Origin of the sequence: Sphingobacterium populi (assembly GCF_001586775.1) — a bacterium.
Lineage (GTDB): Bacteria > Bacteroidota > Bacteroidia > Sphingobacteriales > Sphingobacteriaceae > Sphingobacterium > Sphingobacterium populi.
This window is the reverse complement of the sequence record NZ_LQXS01000001.1, coordinates 311,873-328,841: the sequence shown is the minus strand read 5'-3', so window position 1 is coordinate 328,841 and position 16,969 is coordinate 311,873. Positions and strand designations below refer to the sequence as shown.

11 protein-coding genes and 1 other RNA gene are annotated in these 16,969 nt (G+C 42.6%); 5 read left to right on the top strand and 7 right to left on the bottom strand.

Annotated features, from left to right (window positions below; all coding sequences use genetic code 11):
• Positions 1-74: 74 nt before the first annotated feature.
• The 4 genes from A0125_RS01265 to rnpB form a co-directional block, all read right to left on the bottom strand.
• On the bottom strand, positions 75-1,289 hold the full coding sequence (locus A0125_RS01265; RefSeq protein WP_066751026.1) for an MFS transporter: 1,215 nt from the start codon (positions 1,287-1,289) through the stop codon (positions 75-77).
• Between the two features lie 91 nt (positions 1,290-1,380).
• Positions 1,381-2,286 (bottom strand): hydroxypyruvate isomerase family protein, encoded by a 906-nt coding sequence (locus tag A0125_RS01260; RefSeq protein WP_317038791.1) that lies wholly within the window; start codon positions 2,284-2,286, stop codon positions 1,381-1,383.
• 247 nt (positions 2,287-2,533) lie between these two features.
• Positions 2,534-3,889: a sigma-54-dependent transcriptional regulator gene (locus tag A0125_RS01255; protein WP_066751021.1), complete on the bottom strand. Its 1,356-nt coding sequence runs from the start codon at positions 3,887-3,889 to the stop codon at positions 2,534-2,536.
• A 68-nt stretch (positions 3,890-3,957) separates the two neighbouring features.
• An RNA gene (gene rnpB / locus A0125_RS01250) (RNase P RNA component class A) lies at positions 3,958-4,342 on the bottom strand.
• 88 nt (positions 4,343-4,430) lie between these two features.
• On the opposite strand from rnpB, the gene A0125_RS01245 reads away from it, so the two are divergent.
• Complete coding sequence (locus A0125_RS01245; RefSeq protein ID WP_066751019.1) at positions 4,431-5,345, top strand: DNA/RNA non-specific endonuclease; 915 nt, start codon at positions 4,431-4,433, stop codon at positions 5,343-5,345.
• Between the two features lie 49 nt (positions 5,346-5,394).
• Positions 5,395-5,739, top strand: coding sequence for a hypothetical protein (locus tag A0125_RS01240; protein ID WP_156472373.1), 345 nt, complete (start codon positions 5,395-5,397; stop codon positions 5,737-5,739).
• A 28-nt stretch (positions 5,740-5,767) separates the two neighbouring features.
• Here A0125_RS01240 and A0125_RS01235 read toward each other — a convergent pair whose 3' ends face one another.
• Together A0125_RS01235 and A0125_RS01230 are read right to left on the bottom strand one after the other, a co-directional pair.
• Positions 5,768-6,049 carry a hypothetical protein gene (locus A0125_RS01235; RefSeq protein ID WP_066751012.1) on the bottom strand — a complete coding sequence of 94 codons (282 nt, stop codon included), beginning with the start codon at positions 6,047-6,049 and terminating at the stop codon, positions 5,768-5,770.
• A gap of 189 nt (positions 6,050-6,238) precedes the next feature.
• Positions 6,239-6,577, bottom strand: coding sequence for a zinc ribbon domain-containing protein YjdM (locus tag A0125_RS01230; protein WP_082784840.1), 339 nt, complete (start codon positions 6,575-6,577; stop codon positions 6,239-6,241).
• A gap of 234 nt (positions 6,578-6,811) precedes the next feature.
• Here A0125_RS01230 and A0125_RS01225 point away from each other — a divergent pair, with 234 nt between their 5' ends.
• Positions 6,812-9,163, top strand: coding sequence for a sensor histidine kinase (locus A0125_RS01225; RefSeq protein ID WP_066751005.1), 2,352 nt, complete (start codon positions 6,812-6,814; stop codon positions 9,161-9,163).
• Between the two features lie 19 nt (positions 9,164-9,182).
• Here the strand turns inward: A0125_RS01225 and A0125_RS01220 are convergent, their stop codons facing one another.
• The gene (locus A0125_RS01220) at positions 9,183-12,077 is read right to left on the bottom strand and encodes a triple tyrosine motif-containing protein (protein WP_082784839.1); all 2,895 of its coding nucleotides are present in this window, start codon (positions 12,075-12,077) and stop codon (positions 9,183-9,185) included.
• Between the two features lie 176 nt (positions 12,078-12,253).
• Here A0125_RS01220 and A0125_RS01215 point away from each other — a divergent pair, with 176 nt between their 5' ends.
• Together A0125_RS01215 and A0125_RS01210 are read left to right on the top strand one after the other, a co-directional pair.
• On the top strand, positions 12,254-15,343 hold the full coding sequence (locus A0125_RS01215) for a SusC/RagA family TonB-linked outer membrane protein (RefSeq protein WP_082784838.1): 3,090 nt from the start codon (positions 12,254-12,256) through the stop codon (positions 15,341-15,343).
• Positions 15,344-15,369: 26 nt separating this feature from the next.
• Positions 15,370-16,911 (top strand): RagB/SusD family nutrient uptake outer membrane protein, encoded by a 1,542-nt coding sequence (locus A0125_RS01210; protein WP_197464713.1) that lies wholly within the window; start codon positions 15,370-15,372, stop codon positions 16,909-16,911.
• Positions 16,912-16,969: the final 58 nt, after the last annotated feature.

Sequence of the window (16,969 nt, the reverse complement as noted above, 5' to 3'; positions counted from 1 at the left end):
TGATTTTTAATTTCCCAAAAATATGTTTATTCCTTTATGCAGTAATTTCTACTGTTTCCTTCGACGAATTCTCTTTAAATAAGAAGATGAAGATTAAAAAAGACCACAAATGCGATACCAGCAGGTATGAGCCAGACTTGTTGCCAAAATGCACCAACATCAGTCGTCTTAATTCCTGCATATAGCGTTCCGACGTATCCCGCTACCCAAAATCCAATTAATTGACCGACTCCGTATGTAGCTAATGTGATTAGTCCTTGCGCAGCACTTTTGTACTTAACTCCAGCCTTCGAATCGGTATAAATTTGACCCGACACGAAAAAGAAATCATAACAGATACCATGCAATGCGATTCCAATTAGCAACATGTACATGCCGGATCCTGCATCACCATAGGCAAATAACAAATAGCGAATAGACCAAGCCAACATGCCAATCAAAATCGTGTTCTTAAACCCAAAACGACTAAAGAATACAGGCAATAACAATAAGCACAATGCCTCGGATATTTGTCCAATGGTCATAAATCCCGTTACGTTTTCCATACCTACTTCTCCTAAGAAATTATTGGCGTTCTGGTAATAAAAAGCAAGCGGAATACAGATTAGGATAGATGAAACAAAGAATACTAAGAAGTTTCTATCTTTCAGTAACTTGATGGCATCTAGTCCAATGATAGACGCGAAGGACGGTTTTTCTGTAGCATCTATTTTTGTAGGAGGTGTTTTCGGTAGCGTGAAGCTAAATAGTCCTAGCACTAAAGAACCAATTGCGGCCATTAAAAAGGTGTTTTTCAACAATCCGTTGGCTACGCCTTCGTTAGAATCCCAATGAAATAAAAACGAAATGCTTAGTCCGGCAACGATCCATCCGATCGTACCCCAAATACGAATATTAGAAAATTGCTTTTCTGGATTAGTCAATTGTCTGAACGAAACCGAGTTAACCAGTGCCAAGGTCGGCATAAACAAAATCATATATGCTAACACGTACGGAAAAAAGGTAGAAATATCCGTCGATTGATACATCAAGTACATAAGCACTGCGCCAATCAAATGCAAAACACCCAATATACGCTCAGCGTTAAAAAAGCGATCGGCAATCATACCGATAATAAATGGAGCGATAATAGCTCCCCAAGATTGGGTCGAAAATACATTCGCAATTTCGAAACCAGATGCATTTAAATTTACTGGGAGAAATCTCCCCAACGTCACAAACCATGCTCCCCAAATAAAAAATTCGAGAAACATCATAAAAGACAACTTAAATCGGATAGCGAATGACATACAGGTGGTTTATAATTTTGTTTTTAAAAATAGTGAAAAAATTAAGACTCGAAAGAGCTATAACAATGTGTTAACATTTCAGTAAAGCGATTTATCTGAAGGCATCCACCGCGCGATATGCCTGTAAAAGACGCTGTTCGCCGTCTTTACCCGACTGAGACATGCCATGCTCCATACCAACAATTCCTTTATATTCTTTCTGGTGCAACCATTTAAAAAAATTCAAGAAATTAATTTCGCCGGTAGTAGGTTCGTTGCGGCCTGGATTATCTCCTACCTGTACGTATGCGATTTCGCTCCAGCATAGTTCCATCAGCTTAATGAGATTACCTTCGTTCTTCTGCTGATGGTACACATCATACAGGATTTTGCAAGAAGGACTATCTACTGCTTTACAAATCTCATATGTTTGATCGGTATAGCGTAGAAACAAATCGGGAGTATCACTCAATGGTTCCAAAACCATACTAATGCCATGCGGTTCGAAGATCTCAGCACCGCGCTTCAAGCTTTCAATGACGTTGGCAGTCTGTACGCCGATAGGCAATCTTCGTTCATAATCGCCAGGAACGACAGTGACCCACTTCGCATTGACTCGCTTGGCCACTTCAACAGATTCTCGACAACCTTTCAGAAATATATCTAAATGCTCTTGTTTCCCGGCAGCTAAAGTATTTTGCCCGTTTCCACCTTTTGGAACGACAAACACGCCCATACGCATGCCTAACTTAGCTAAAAGTTCGCCGATCTTCGTTTGATCGCTTTCTGACCGTGAAGGCATACCGTTGTCCTCAATACTGCGAAATCCGAGATCGTGCATGTACTGTATTTCGTCAATGAAATTCTTACCTGCGCTGGCAGAAAACATGCCTTGATGTGGTGCGTAATCGAGATTAAAAGTTGCTCCAGGATCGGATGATATATCAGCCCACGCATTTCCCTGTGGTAAGACTGTGGTTGCGCCTACGGCTAATGCACTTTTTTTTAGAAAATCCATTCTATTCATAAGATAGCTTTTACACAATTCGATACGCAATGCACGAACCTGTCAGAAGCTAGTAAGTGTTTACTCATGAATTGTTTTATATTGGTAAATGACTCGAAAGATAGGAAATTCGAATCATAACATCGATAACAAATCGGTTACAAAATAAAAAAAATCATCTTCTAAAGTGGCGAATAGACTGGTTGTCACCAATCTTTCATCATTCAGAAGATGATTCAAATCAGTTGGTACGTAACTGCTATAGCTCGATTTTATGCAACTTTAGCTTTGCATCCAAATCTGCAGCAGACAGACCGACAGCCTGTGCCACAAGATCCTTACGACCATTGTATTTTCCTAATTGAAAGTTGAGATACAACGATTCGGCATGCTGTTGATAATCATTGATAGACTCAAAAGCATCCAAATCTAGCATCTTACGACTTTTCGAATTGGGCTGCGAAGGATTCGCAAAGGATTCCACTTCTTTAGCAGTTATATTTTTGCCACTGAGGATGATTAATCGCTCCACCATATTACGCAATTCCCGAATATTACCGGTCCACGGCAATGCTTGCAGCGCTTTCATCGCATCGTTTGTAAATTCTTTAACGGGCATACTATATTCACCACAAATCTCCTCACAAAAGGATCGCGCAATAATCGGAATATCGTCTTTACGCTCATTTAGAGGTGGCACGTGAATCAAAATAACACTCAAACGGTGGTACAAGTCCATACGGAAATTACCTTCTTCGATCTCGCGAAGCAGATCTTTATTGGTTGCCGCAATGACGCGCACATTTACCGAAATCTCTTTATCGCCACCAACGCGTGTAATCTTATGTTCCTGCAAAGCGCGTAGTACTTTTGCTTGCGCAGAAAGACTCATATCACCGATCTCGTCCAAGAAGAGTGTACCGCCGTTGGCCTGTTCAAACTTACCAATACGTTGTTTTACTGCCGAGGTAAATGAGCCTTTTTCGTGACCAAACAGTTCGGATTCGATCAATTCGGAAGGAATCGCGGCACAGTTGACTTCGATCAGAGGAGCAGATGATCGTTCGGATTTCTCATGCAACCAGCGCGCTACCAATTCCTTACCAGCGCCGTTGGCTCCAGTAACCAATACGCGCGCGTCTGTAGGTGCTACTTTATCAATCGTATCTTTGATAACCGATATACCGTTAGATTCGCCCAAAATCTCTTTTGTTTTGGATACTTTTTTCTTTAAAACTTTCGTTTCTTTTACGAGCGAACCTTTCTCAAGCGCGTTGCGAACGGTAATTAATAGACGATTGAGATCCAGAGGTTTCTCCAAAAAATCAAACGCACCTTTGCGTGCTGCCTCTACGGCCGTCTCAATGGTACCGTGACCCGAGATCATGATGAATGGTGTATCGGTAAAGGTTTTTGATGTACTCAATACCTCCATCCCGTCCATCTTATTCATCTTGATATCACACAATACCAAGTCAATTTTTTCTTTTTTCAGAATATCCAGCGCATCGGTGCCATTGTCTACATCGAGGACTTTATAATCTTCGTATTCTAAAATATCCCGAAGCGAACTCCGGATTGGTCTTTCATCGTCAATAATTAGTACTGTGGTCATCTATGACAAAATATTTAAAGTAGCGTCAATATATAGGAATTGTTCATATATATCATACAAAATGCAAAAAAGAAGCAAACCTTGTAAGCCGGGTTCTGTGCCCGACTCGCGTCGGACCTCTATCATTTATCTACGCCTGCATTTGCACACAGGCTGTATCAACCTACCCATTGCAGCTGTCCGAAGACAAAAGGCGAGCCACCTTTTCCGAAGCCTGCAACCTATTTGGTTTTTCAACACACGAGGTTTACCGCGATACATATCACTATGCAAAGCCGTGAGCTCTTACCTCACGTTTTCACCCTTACCTTTTTGCAAAGGCGGTTTATTTTCTGTGGCACTTTCTATCGCATTCCTGAGAATGCGCCTTCCTGTTAGGAAGCGTGTTGCTCTACGTTGCCCGGACTTTCCTCTCCTCTAACTTAATAGAGCAGCGATAGAACCAGTTTGCTTCCGGAGGCAAAAGTAAACAATAATTCATAAACGTTGATGAGCAATCCCTACAAAGCGGGAAAATACCCTTACCTTCGTCGCGCTATTTATGAAATCACCTATACTATACCTAATCTTCGCCTCTATTTTACTGGCAGGCTCGTGCAAAGACCTCATCCATATCTACAAACCAGTACCCTCGGCACAAAAGAAAAATAAAACCCATACCAACGCAAAAATAGCCGACGATGCTCCACCCTCAGCAGGCGAAAACAGCAATATGTATCTGGGTAATCCGTCGAACGCGCAAACGACGCGTATCGCCAAGAACAATTACCTGATGGATCTTACGTATTACAATCTTTCGTACAATGCAGATCGCGGAATAGCTAATTGGGTAAGTTGGCATCTAAACAAAAAGCGTTTAGCCAATAACACGAATCGCAGCAATAAGTTTTTAGAATTTAGCGGCTTGCCAGCAGCATGGTATCAGGTAAAGCCAAGTAGCTATACGGGTTCGGGCTTTGATCGCGGACATCATTGTCCTTCTGCCGATCGGCTCACTTCGGAAGCTGCCAATGCATCCACATTTTTGATGGTTAATGTATTGCCGCAAGCGCCAAACAACAACCAACGCGTGTGGAACAACTTTGAAATGTATTTGCGCAAACGCGTGGAGGATGGTGATGAGATTTACATCATCATGGGATCTTATGGGCAAGGCGGTAGCGGAAAACTAGGCTATGCAAACAGCATTGATCACAGCCGGATCACCGTCCCATCTAACATTTGGAAGATCGCTGTGATACTACCAGAAGGAAAAAACGATTTGCAACGTATTGCAGATGGTGAGGCAGAAATTATCGCAATCGATACTCCGAATAATAATGATGTCAGCGCATCGTGGAAAAGCTATATCGTTACCATACGTGCGATAGAACGTGCAACGGGATATAACTTTTTGTCGGAACTCAGCATACGAGCACAAGACCGCGTGGAAACCAAATTGTACAACGCTGCATAACTTTTAACGACTACACGACGGATCAACAGAAATTTACTATATTTAATCCATGAGAACTTCCCTTCTACTGGCCTTCTTTACCGTCGCTATTATACTAACATCCTCTTGTGCTGCATTATTTCGTAAGTACGATAATTACATGCAAGAATGGAAGGGCCAAGATGAAGAGCTGGTTTATAAGGTGTATGGCCCACCCATGCGAACACAGGAATTGCGAGATGGAAGAAAACTTGTCGCTTACGATTTCCAGTCAAGCGGAGCAGAACAACCTGTGTACTGCTCTATCAATTTTGAGTTGAAGGATAGCACCGTGATGTCTGCAAAATATGATGGCAATTTGTCGGCTGTACAACGAAACATCAAAGGACCCAATGGAGCAAAATTAGTCGATTAAATGGTTCGAACACGGCCTTAGCAGCGCATTAAGTTAAACCCTGAACTAATTTTGATTTGCGCCTACTCGCCATAATGAGATTAAAAGCGCGTGTGCGGAATGTACTTAAATCCATCGTAAAACTTGTTTTGCCTCTAAAAATCTTAGTACAAAACGATAAGATATGATGAAGCGTGGTATTATCCAGATCGCTCGAAATTACGTTGTATAATAATTTGCGTAATAATTCTACCTCGCCCAGATCGAAAGTTTGCACCACCTTGTTAGACATGAGATATTGATCCACCACTCTTACTAATTTGATATCCATGACATGTACCTCCTTATTACTAACCTAAAACATGTTAACTTGACTTCATTAATATTAACGTCACATTAACTTGCGATGTTTCATGAATAGGCAAAAATGATATACGGAAAATAAAAGCGTACAAATTCGTATTGTCGCTATTACTATTGTCGATCCTTTGTAATTAGTACGGATCTAGAGAACAGGTACTTATGCTTTTTTGACAAATTCGGACTTCAGTGCCATGGCTCCAAAACCATCTACCTTACAATCAATATTATGGTCACCTTGCACTAACTTGATATTTTTGACTTTAGTGCCCGCTTTGATGCCTTTGGGTGCACCTTTTACGGGCAAATTTTTGATAATTACCACACTATCTCCATTTTGAAGAAGATTGCCATTACTATCTTTTACCGTTAATTGATCGGTATCGATCGCGATCTCGTCACTATTCCATTCGTATCCACATTCTGGACAAATGAGTAAGTTATCCATCTCATATACATAGATGGATTGGCATTCTGGACAGGGAGGTAAGCTATTCAATGTGATAAATATTTAGGACGTAAAGATACAATTTAACCCGCACAACTACCGCAGTAGGAACGCTAATCATATAAATAAATAGAAGGATAATAATATGGATTAAATGTTTTGCGAGAGGAGCTTTTCTGGTACGACATTTGTACGAAATACAAGCTCTATAAGCAGCTAAACAAGAAAAACATCTACTAGGTAGCCTTTAAATGGTCGCTCATTTTTCAATCTTATAACAGTAAAATGCTAACTCAACAACGTGATTCTGTTAACGAGGAAAGGCGTATTGCCGCCTTACGAGGCTACAAAATTCTTAATACACTCAGAGAAAAGGAATTTGACCGAATTACTGAACTAACTAGTATCACGTGCAATACGCCAATTGCCTCAATCTCTTTTATCGATGAGCATCGCGTATGGCTCAAATCCACAATTGGACTCGAAGAAGATCAATTACCACGTTCTGGAGCATTGTGTGATTATACGGTACAGTCACAAAAGTTTTTTGAAGTCCAAGATACGACGCTTGACGAGCGTTTTTGCGACAGTGCATTGGTGACTAGCCATCCACACATCCGGTTTTATGCTGGATATCCTTTGCTAGATCCTTACGGAAACATTTTGGGCACCCTGTGCGTAATGGATCTTGTACCACGAAAGTTGAGTGATGATCAAGTAAGAGCATTGGCGCTCCTAGCACAAAATGTCATTGACCTAGTGATGGAGCGAAGACAGAAAGAGGAATTTAGATCCTTTGAACGTATGTTTAGACTGTCTCCGCATCTAATCTGTATATATCGCCCTGAGCTACCGTACCTAAAGCTCAATCCTTCTTTATGTCGACTTACTGGTTTGCACGACAATCTGCTCAGTAATCACAACTGGAGAAATGTAATCCATAACGACGACTGGGAGAAAGTAATTTCGGCATTTAATGAGGTCTCAGAAGACGATACAGAAGTTGTCATTACAACTAGGGTATTATCTAATCTTGGTATATATCGAAGTGTCGAATGGGTAATATCGGTAGAGCATGCTACTGGGCATTTGTACGCTCTCGGACGTGACATCACGGATGAATTGGAATTAAACAGCAAGTTGCGACACACCACACAGCTACTAGAAGAGACAAACCAAGTAGCGCGGATTGGTGGTTGGGAGATTGATTTGGAGAACTGTCAATTACGATGGACCAAGATGACGCGAGCTATTCACGCCGTACCAGATAATTATGAACCAGACATTACTACTGCAATCGAATTTTATAAGGACGCAGCGGTTCGCAAACAGGTACGAAAAGATGTCGAAAATGCGATAGCCAATGGTACATCGTGGTCTTCAGAGGTTCAAATTGTCGATGCTAACGGCGTATCAAAATGGGTACATGCTTTGGGTAAAGCAGAGATGCAAGACGGTAAATGTTTACGAGTGTATGGTACTTTCCAAGATATCGATGAAAAGAAGAAGATACAGTTAGAAAACGAAAATTCGCGTGCTATATTACAAGCATTCGTGCGCCACAATCCTGCTGCTGTTGCCATGTTTGATCGAGAGATGCGCTACATTGCAGTCAGCAATACGTGGTTGCAAAACTATCGTTTATCAGACAAAGTCGTGATTGGACAATCATATTACGATTTATTCCCATTTATCACGGAAGCAGGTCGTGCACGGCATCAGCGAATTTTGGCAGGCGCTATCGAACAGCACTCGGAGGACTGGTCTCTCTTTAGAGAGAGTGAATTTGGAGGATATTATTCTTGGGAAATGCGCCCTTGGCACCTGATCGATGGCAGCATTGGTGGCCTATTGATCTATACACAAGATGTAAGCCAGCAAGTAGAACAACGGCAAAAGTTGATCGAAGCAAAAAGTGATGCAGAAGCAGCTAATGACGCTAAAACTAAATTCCTAACAAATGTAAGCCACGAACTTCGTACGCCACTCAACGGTATTTTGGGCTTCGCCGAACTCGCACTGCACTGTAGCACCGAGGACGACAAAAAGCAATTTATTGATTTGGTGATTAAGTCGGGCAAATCTCTTCTACAGATCATTAACAACATGTTAGACTACAGTCAGTTAGAATCTCACAACATGGTCTACAATGTCGAAAAAACAGACCTTCATGACCTGATACAACGATCGGTGGATGGGGTTAAGGCCGATGCTTTCGCTAAAAACTTGCGTTTTACAAGTCATTTAGCATCTGGGATTCCACGTTTTGTCTGGATAGATGCGCTGCGAGTTAGACAAATCTTGTACAATTTGCTCATTAACGCTATAAAGTTTACGCACGAAGGCGAGATAGTACTTCGTGTGGATCACTTATATGATCGCGAGGAATCTGCCACCTTTCGATTCACGGTGTCTGATACGGGTATTGGAATATCACCCGAGAATCAGACCTTAATATTCGAACCATTTGCGCAAGAAGATGGTTCTGTTACTCGACAATATGGAGGCACCGGATTAGGACTGACCGTATCTAAAAAACTATTACAATTGATGGGTAGTTCTTTAAAAGTACAAAGTACGCCAAAGGTAGGAAGTACTTTTCACTTTGACCTCACTGTCCGATCTGCCAATAGTTAAACCTTTGCCTTTTCTCTGATTAAATGGTGTTAAGATAAGAGCTTAGAGAAACATGTGTATCTACGCCCAATTTTTTACGAATTCGATAACGATGTACTTCCACACCTCGCACGGAAATACTTTGAAGCTGTGCTATCTGCTTGGTCGTAAAATGCAAGCGCAGATACGCGCATACTTTTAAGTCATTTCGAGAAAGCTTAGGGTGAAGATTAGTAAGACGCTGTAGAAAACCATCGTTTAATTCGTCAAAATGCACGGCAAATTGATCCCAATGTAATCTATTCTTATCCACATCCTTAAGCAATGCGGTTACGCGTTTTAGATCGTTCTCATCTGCTTCACCTGACTCGATTTTACCCAATTCCACTCGGAGCTTATTAAGTGCTTCGGCATTTTCCATCAGCTGCATACTCGTACTGGCCAATTCCTTAGTTTTGTTGAGCACTTCATCTTCTAAGTGCTCATTCTGCAATTTAATAATCTCTCTTTCGTTCTTTTCCAGTTCCAATTGGTAGACATATCTCATCCTATTAATCTCATCTTCATGTTTTTGCTGTCGACTAAGCCATGCTGCCCGCTGCCACCGCACTGCCATAAAAAATCCTGCTAACAGAAAGATAGTATATATAATCCAAGCTATTGGAGTAGCATACCAAGGCGCCAAAATACGGAACGAATAGGTCAGTATTTCTGACTCTATACCCAAATTATTTTTTGCTTTTACACAAAAAAAATAGTCACCACTTGGCAAGTTTGTATATGCCTTTTGTCGCTCTGTGGTCCAGTTCGACCATTGATGATCATATCCCTCGAGCTGATAACTATACAAAAGATTAGCATGCGTACCATAGCTAGGTGAAGAATAGTGAAATTGGAAACTGTTAAAGTCAGCATCCAGAGTCGGAATGTCTGCTTTATCATTCGATTTATGAAGTCCAAAACCTGCATACAAAAGCGAATCATGCTTTCCAACGCCCTCCACTTTGGAAAAGACAAGCTCGGGCTTTTCTAATTTGTCAACGTACTTCTCCAGATTAATATGCAACATGCCTCGTTCAGCGCCCACATAAGTATTAAAATTGTCATATGGATAGATATTCTCAAATCCCGTCGTATGCAAGCCTTCAACCTCTGGGAAGTAGATTAACTGATAATGCCGGTCATGCGGTCTATACTTTGCCACTCCTACTCTTTTGACACTTGCAAACCATATGTTGCCAGATTGATCCTGTCTGAAATATCGAATCGGAATTCCTTTAAATACACTTAATTTACTAAAAGGTGAAAATAATTTGCGCGCTCGATCATATGCGTAAATTCCATTCTCGGTAGCAAATACAGCTCTATCATTCCAGCGAAAAACATAATTCTGATAAGAAGACGGCAACCCATCTTGTTGTGTAAACAACTGCGCTGTATATTTATCAAGCGTGGCATCAACCGATAATTGGTAAATTCCACGATAAGGGTGCGATGCCCATATATGCTGTAATGTATCGGGCACGAGAAATCGATAGGAATCTCGATGACCTTCCAGCGCACCTTTATATACGGATGAGTTTTGACTGTGGGTAAAATGATCTAAACCTTGGTATGTACCCATTAAGGTATTAGTAAATGAAGTTTGATGACCTGATTGAGGCCACGAAAGAAAATTCCAAGTTCCCGTTCGCGAAGCGATTGAAGTTGCTTTGCCGCTATCAATACTAAACACGCCACGATTATGGCCAAGCCACAGCTGTCCATTAACTTTATCCAAGTGCCATGCCTCGCCGCCATCAGTACCTGGTATAAGACTAAAGTGTGAACGCACCTGGCTGTGATCTTGTACGGCATCAGAGAGTGGCGCAACAAACAAACCATTGGAAGAAGCAATGTAAAGCTGGTCGTTAAACACATAGCCGGAATAGCCGGTTACCTCTGCATCCACACTTGGGCGAATGTATTTAATAGCACTCCCATAGCTAATTAATGCGATAGCGTTATCAAGCCCTGCCCAGATATTACGCTGCCTATCGACAAAGACAGAGGACACATTATTGTTTGGAAGGCCTTCTGTGGTACTAATCCGTTGCAAAACCTTACCTTGCGCATCTCTAATCAGGCAACCTTCTAAGGCCGACGCAAATACATATTCATCAGCACTGACCTTCGCAACAGAAGGCGTATACAGATCGCGTGTGGAGAATGAACGAGTTGGTAAGCTTTCGTACTGTTTTCCTTTCAAGCGATACATACGATCGGTAGAGGTCGTGATGATTATCTCATTTTGACTGGCTGATAATACGCCAGTAACTAATTGTGTTTTTAGCTCAGCAGAACCAGATAGCGCGTGCCATTTTCCATTCTCAAACTCTAGCAATCCTAATCGCGTATCTTGAGCAAACAATCGGCCGTCAACGCTGCCCATAAATTCCCATCGATTGCGAGCAGGATATACCGTGAGCTTATCTTCAGAAAGTTTGAATATGGCTAAATGTGATCGAAAAAAAACAGCTTTCTGATATCCTACCGTATTCCATACATCTGCGAAGCTGCCATATGTAGTACTTACTCGATTACTCAACGAATGATACATTAATAAACCTGCAGGACCAGGTTCAAAATAACCGAACTCACCCTGCCCACCAACATATACGCGATCGTTTGGATCAATATAAAGCGAACGTACGATGGTTTGGTTAGACAAGCTAAATTTTGACCAGCTATTACCATCAAACGTAATCAGACCTTCATTGTTCGCAAAATACATGAGACCACGACTATCTTGTCCTATTTGCCAAGTGCGGCTACCGCCTTCAAAATCTGCTTTCGAATAAGAATACAATAGTGGTGTACCCAACGTATTTTGAGCAAAAAGCGGGAGATTCCCACCGCACATAATCGCAATAACGCACCAAAAGATAAACCGCATCAAAATTTATAATTACACGTCAAAACGCGTTGTTAGCGCAACAAATATAGCAATTATCGTCGTTTTTAGCAGATGACGTAGTAATGAAGTAGTCTGATAATTGGTGGCTTTTATGTGGTTTTTCTACATTTGAATCATCTACTTATAAACCACAACCAAATACTAAATCTTAACACATGAAACATCGTGTACTAATTTTTGCTATGGTTACCTTTCAGTGCCTGCTATCTACAATAGCGCTTGCACAGAGCCGTGAGGTAACAGGAAGAATTACGGATCCAAATGGTCATCCGCTAGTTGCTTCCATTATGATTAAAGGTGTATCGAGCAGTGGCACAAGCTCCAGTGCAAACGGCATTTACCGACTACAAGTGCCAGAGTCTGCAGATTCATTAATTGTTACTTCTGTTGGTTATCTACAACAGTCTGTCGCCGTAAAGACCAATACGGTCAATATTCAGATGATTGCGGACGAAGGCTTCAACGTAGAAGAAGTCGTTGTAATTGGCTACGGTACACAACGTAAGGGCGATTTGACTGCTCCTGTCGCTACAGTGAATATGGAAGAAGCCATAAAACGTACTGTAGCTACACCAATGGATGCGATCCAAGGATCGGTACCAGGCGTGCAAGTGGTCAGTGGTGGTGCACCAGGTTCTACACCTACCGTACGTATTCGTGGTGTCGGTTCATTCAACAACGAAAGTCCGCTTTACGTAGTCGATGGGATGTTTATGGACAACATCGACTTTTTGAACCCGAATGATATCGAAGATATGTCGGTATTGAAAGATGCATCTGGTGCCGCTATTTACGGGGTACGCGCCGCCAATGGTGTCGTGATCGTAACGACCAAACGTGGAAAGCTGAACACCAAAGCTCGCGTAACCTACAACGGCTACGCAGGTATTCAGACGCCAACCAATATGCTAAAAATGGGCAGCGGACAGCAGTATGCTGATTATGCAACTGCAATTGGCAGACAAGATATTGTTGATGCTTCGATCAGCCGCTTCAACGAACCTGGCAATACCACCGTAATGAATACCGATTGGTATGGCGAGTTATTACGTTCTCGTGCATTGATTCACAATCACAACGTAGATTTGCAAGGCGGTAGCGACAAAATTACGTACGCCTTCGGTCTGAATTATATCGATCAGGATGGTATTATGGATGCGGAAAACTTTCACCGCAAGTACAACATCCGTATGCAGACAGAAGCTCGCGTTACCGACTGGTTAAAAGTGGGATTCACAGCGCATTTGAATAATTTCCACAACTTCCAGCCCAACAATGCCGCATTCCGACAAGCATACTTCGCATCTCCATTGTACCCAGTGTATGACGAGAGAATCGAATTAGCTGATCCGATCAAATTTGGCTCTAGCGATCCGATTGGTATCCCTACGGGCTTTTGGTTCAACAACCCTATTGCTTCAGCGTATTATAATCACAACGAAACCAAAGGATTTCAAGTATTGCCGAGCGCGTATTTAGAGGCTAATTTTTGGGACAATAAGATTACTTTCCGTTCGCAATTAAGTCAACGTTACCAATCTACACACAACATTCAGTACAACCCTGTTTATTATATTGATAATAATCAGCGTGCTGACCGTTCGTACTTACGTTCAGGACAAGGTCGCAATTCCAACTACATCCTCGACAATTTATTGACGTATCGCGATGGCGCCGCAAAACATCACTGGAGCGTATTGCTAGGTCAGTCGACGCGTGAAGAGCGTTGGAGAGATACGTGGGTATCGGCCAATGATGTGCCTGCATCACAAGAATTCTGGTATGCGGGTCAAGGTGCGCAAGGCCTTGGTTCTGCCACTGGATACGGCGAAAATGGTTTCCGCAATGCCGGCGTTTCGGTATTCGCACGTGGTACGTACGATTATGATAATAAATATTTATTGACAGCGACGTTCCGTGCAGATGGAAGTTCTAAATACCAAACCAAATGGGGCTATTTCCCGTCCGTTGGTTTGGGTTGGGTATTGAGCCGTGAGAATTTCATGCAAGAGCAAAACCTATTTGATCTTCTGAAAGTGCGCGGTAGCTGGGGTCTTCTAGGTAACGATGGTATTCAGCCAAATGCAGGTTACGCTATTGTCAATTCTGGCAATAATTTCTCTGGAGTATTTGGTAGCATTGGTTCTACCTACGGAAGTCGTGTACCAGGATATCGTGTAGGTCGCTTCTTCACACAAGTGCGTTGGGAAGTTGTCGAAGAGTGGGATGCTGGTATTGACTTTGCGATGTTCAACAATCGTTTGAATGGTACAGTAGATTATTATCACCGTGCTACAAAAGATTTAGCTTTCAGTCGTCCGATTCCGTTTATGTGGGATCGCGTGTATGGCAACTGGGGAACTGTTGCTAATAGCGGTTGGGAGTTTGGATTAAATTGGGCTGACAAAAAAGGCGATTGGGGATACCGCATCGGTGCGAATGCAACGACATTGAAGAATCGCGTGACCGATTTGGGTGGTCTGGCCAACATTATGAATGGCTTCCCAGAATGGGCGGCCGAATTCCCAGCGCGCATCGAAGTAGGACAACCGATCAACTATTTCTATGGTTATGAAGTACAAGGCGTGTATCAAAATCAGGCTGAAATTAATGCCGATCCGATTGCGAGCCGCTACAATCAGCAAAATCCAGGATCTCCTATCCTACCAGGCTACTTACGCTACAAAGATCAAAATGGCAATGGTGAGTTGGATGAGTCTGATCGGATCAACTTAGGCAGTTACCTTCCGACATTGACATATGGATTCAATGTCGCGGTCGATTATAAAGGATTTGACCTAAGTGTGGCACTTCAAGGCGTTTCTGGCAATAAAATCCACAACCTGAACAGAGCAATGCGTCGTAAATATCCACAAATGAATGCAGATGCGGCCTTTATGGACGGTTTATGGACTGGCGAAGGTAGTAGCAATACGTATCCTTCTGCAGAAGGTAGTGTGGCTGCCTGGAACTTACAAGCAAGTTCATTCTTCGTAGAAAGCGGCGCCTATTTGCGTGTACAAAACGTGCAACTAGGATACAGTTTCAACCTAACCCCATCGATCCCATTCCGCGTATTTGCGACCGCAGATCGTCCTATAATTTTCACCAACTACAATGGATTTTCTCCTGAGCTAGGTGGAGGTACAGATGGCAATGGCAATCCAGTACCAAGTATGGGTTTCGATGCCAACGTATATCCGGTAGCGGCAACCTACAGTTTAGGAATAAGAGCTAGTTTTTAATAATGACTTTCTTTAGCAATACAACCATGAAAAAATATAATCATATGCTATTGGCAGGATGCTTGAGCGCAGCACTATTTTTGAGTAGCTGCGAAAAGTTTCTGGACAAACCTTTAGAGAACCAACAACGATCCGAAGAGATCAATTACGGCAATGTACAAATGATGTACGCACCAGTGTCGGGCGTTTACCGTGCTGCTTCTGACGATAATCTGGTGCATTGGATCGATCTATCTATCCGCGCCATCCGCGATGATGACTATCAGCAAGCTGCACCAAATCCAAATGACAACCCTGAGCTGATGGCGATCAAAAACTTTCAAAATGATGTAACCATACAATCCTACTGGGGCTTGAACCAATCGTGGATCAGTTACTACAGCTTAGCCATTAGCGCGAATAATGCCTTATTGGAGTTGGAGCAATTTGCGGAACGATTAGATCCCAACAATGCCGAATTACAAGATCTGAATAGACAGTATCAAGCCGAAGTCCGCTTTTTAAGAGCATATGCACACCTTATGGTATCTCGCCTATTTGGTGATGTACCAATTTTATCTGATAGTGGCGATATCGCTCGCCTCACCACGATCGGCAAAAGCAGCCGTGCAGAAGTGCGTCAATGGATCATCGAAGAAATGGATTTTTGCGCTGCCAATTTGGAAAACAAACGGCCTAATCAATCGATCCATATCGGTGCCGTTACACGTTATTCAGCATTATTATTAAAAGCAAAAGCAGCCGCAGATTTGGCGGGGAGTGATAATGGTAGCGCACAGTGGGATGTGGTTCTAGAAGCGACTAATGAAATCATCAACAGCAATATGTTCTCCCTTTATGGCAATTTTTACGAGTTGTGGAAAGTACCAGGAAAGCTATCGAATGAATCCTTATTTGAATTGCAATACTCTGATTTTGGTTTGCCAACAGGCGACATCGTACGTCCGGGTGTAGATTGGGGTACGTTCTTTCGCTGGCAAGGTCCTTCGGGTGATCAGCGCGGAAGCGCGATTTCCGGAGCTGGCTGGATTCCGCCATCGCAAAACATCGTAGATTTCCTAACCGCGCGTGGCGATACGACACGTTTGAAAACTACAATTTTGGAATATGGCACAAACACGCAGCCTGCTGTTACCCCAAGTGGTGATAACGTTTACGGAAATCCATTCAACATCAAATATTTCAATGGAAAAGCGTATTTGCCTGCTTCGCAAATGACCGAAGGTCGTTTAGAATATGGCGCTAATAACAATGTGCGTATTTTGCGTTATGCAGATGTGCTATTGCTGAATGCAGAAGCCAAAGTGCGCAAAGGACAGAACGGTGATGAGCCATTTCGCCTGATACGTGAGCGTGTAAATATGCCCGCGATTACGGGAGTCACGCTGGATCAGATCCTCGACGAACGTCGTGCAGAGTTTGCGTGCGAGTGGTGGGGCGAACGCTTCAACGACTTGGTGCGTACGGGCCGCGCTGCGCAAGTATTCGGATCTCAGTTCGTACCGGGTGTGAGCGAATCAGTACCGATTCCGCAAACACAGATCGATGCTAATCCCAATTTCAGATAAGCACATCACATAAATAGCCTGTGGCCTACCGACGCACAATAGTCATACAGCCGCAGGC